General features: G+C 67.3%; 1 protein-coding gene. It reads left to right on the top strand.

Annotated features, from left to right (window positions below):
- Window positions 1–537: 537 nt before the first annotated feature.
- The coding region (locus tag ACTJJK_RS23180; protein WP_440731368.1) for a hypothetical protein at window positions 538–1,655 on the top strand (1,118 nt) is incomplete at its 3' end.

Here is a 1,655-nt window from a genome sequence, read left to right on the forward strand (position 1 = left end):
AAGGAAAGCCCTTTTCTTTGGTTACCTTTCTTTTGGGCCAGCAAAAGAAAGTAACCCGGCCGCGTCAGCGGACGGAAGCTTTAGATGTTGGATGTTGCTTCACCGCTCTGCGGCGAGAAACGCAGCAACCGCCAGTTGCGCGGTCGCGGCTTGTGACCAAAGGAAATCCAGTAGGCCGCCGCTCCTACCCTCGCGAAAACACGCCGCGTCGATGCATGGCACCGGCGCGGTCGGTTCTGCGCGTCCCGTGGCCGCGGCTCACGCCGCTCCTACCGGGGCTCCGACCGGCAGCGCCGCGAGGTCGAGGCGCTGCGGTCGCCGCGCCCCAAGCGGCCGCTTTACGCCAAACGTCCGCGATTCCGGCCACGCTCGCGCCATACGGATGTTTTGCGCAAAGACCGTACAAAAGCTTTGACTTCGTCGCCGCGTACGGATAATTTGCGCCGGCCAGTGTGACTTGAGTCACACATATGGCGAGGACCGGTCCCCGATCGACTCGGGTGCCGGTTCTTCAGCGATGACCATCCAGGGGACCGTATGCGAAGTCAGCAAAACACCGTGCCGCACCCGCGGCTCGGCGAGCACGCTTATGCCATCGTTTTCGCTGCCGGCCAGGATGGCGCGACCTTTTCTCCGCTCGGGCGCCCGGCTATCGACCCGCCGCGGCGCCTCTTCGTTCCACGTGCGCTGGCTTGGCTGTCGGCCCTGCTGGTCCTGGGCAGCGCCCTGCCGGTGTCGGCGTCGGAACAGAACGACGCCATCGACACCGGCTTGAACCGCGCGAGCTATGCCTCGCTGCTGACGGTGACCGCCGTCAGCAACGGCGGCACGCCGGGCACGACTTCGACCGGCATCGGCGCGGCCACGTTCGACGGCAATCCGCCTACCGCCTACGACCCGCGCATCAACCTCAGCTCGAACACCTTCAACTTCATGACGCCCTCGCCCTCGGGCACCACGGTCAACGTGGTGGGCGGCGGACAGGAAGCCGCTGGCACGCTGACCTTCAACTTCAGCCGTCCGGTGGTCAACCCGCGCTTCCACTTCGCCCGCCTCGGCGGCACCGGCGGCAGCGCGCTCAACAGCACGACCTTCCTCACCGCCACCGGCGGCGCGACCTGGACGGTGATCGGCGGGGCGTTGTCGACGACCCTGGGCAACACACGCCTGCGCGCTTCCTCGGCCGCGCCCTCGGTGGCCTGCACCGATCCGGCCTCGACCTCGGGCTGCGGCACCGCCCAGCTCAACGGCACCTTCACTTCGGCCGCACTCAACATCGGCCTCGGCAACCCGACGGCGCTCACCGGCACCGTGTCGCCGGACGCCTATGGCGTGAACATCACCGTCGACGAAGATTTCAGCGATGCGCCGACCAGCTACGGCATGGCCGGCCACGTCAATTCGGGCCTCACCCTCGGCGCCAGCCTGACGATCGACCCGACCCTGCCGTTGACGATTCCCAACGGCACCGCCTACATCGCCACGCCGCCGGCAACCAGCCCGCGCGCCAGCACCAACGCCGCCGGCGACACCGACAATGCCTTCGCCTCCTTGCCGATCGTCGGCGTCGGCACGTACAGCCTGTCGGTGCCGGTGGCCGGCTTCCAGACTGTCTCAGGCGCCTCGCCGCAGTTGTGCGGCTGGATCGACTTCAA

This window comes from Lysobacter sp. 22409 (assembly GCF_052045105.1).
GTDB classification, from domain to species: Bacteria; Pseudomonadota; Gammaproteobacteria; order Xanthomonadales; family Xanthomonadaceae; genus Lysobacter; species Lysobacter antibioticus_B.